This is a genomic window from Vibrio sp. D173a (genome assembly GCF_030248475.1).
In genome coordinates this window covers 1-814 of the sequence record NZ_JAHGAH010000545.1, presented here as the reverse complement: position 1 = coordinate 814, position 814 = coordinate 1, and the positions used below count along the sequence as shown (strand labels likewise).

The following is an 814-nucleotide window of genomic DNA, read 5'->3' as shown; positions in this document are numbered from 1 at the left end:
TGATTTCAATGCGGAATAGCGTGAGTAGCAATGATAGCGGTTATATAGTTGATGTCGATGCAGTCGGTGATGTTCGAAGTCACCCTCGTACTAAAGTTCACCCATACAGCCGCCCTCTGACTGGTGCACATTACGCTGAAGAGCTTGATTCATTGTGGTCAGAGCCAGTGGTTTATATCTCTACAAGGTTGCAACCAAGGACCATTGATAAAGCCAGCTAACGGCGGGTCATCATCTTTGCTTTTGAGTGCACGTCTAATGGGCTTCGCTACCATGGACGGTGAAATGAGCGTGCACCTCTAGCTTCTTTTTTATTTCTATTTACAGCTCTACTTTTCTTTACACCTCTTCTTCTCTTTAAAACTCTACTTCTCTTTAAAACCCTATAGTGAGTTACACCTTCACTTCTACTCTCAGTTTTATAGTAACTTTTCTTGAGTGAGCGCTCTTCTTATTGGTATTTGCACTGTCACGGGTACTACCTTCTCCCTTGGTAGGGTTTCATCCTACAAATGCGATTCATCGACTTTTCCAAATACTCATAAACTGTGCCCATCTTAACGAGTCAATCACGTTAACAAGCACGGTGATCTGGAATATTCGCCGCAAAGTAAATGGTCAGAGTTTTGAGGAAAAAGCTCTGATTAATGAACGGCACTTAAAAGAATGAGCAATCTATTTTCAAATCGTAAACCTAAGCACACTTTATTATCTCTGGCGTTATTCACGGCGATCTCAGGCAATAGCTTTGCCAATGAATCAAGCTCTACACAGCCAGAAGCACTTTCAGGCAAACAAGTTTTTGCCCACTACG

Annotated in this window: 1 protein-coding gene; it reads left to right on the top strand. The window is 42.3% G+C overall.

The features are described from left to right. The coding region (locus KIV40_RS27405; RefSeq protein WP_285352358.1) for a hypothetical protein at window positions 1-221 on the top strand (221 nt) is incomplete at its 5' end. Between the last annotated feature and the right edge of the window lie 593 nt (window positions 222-814).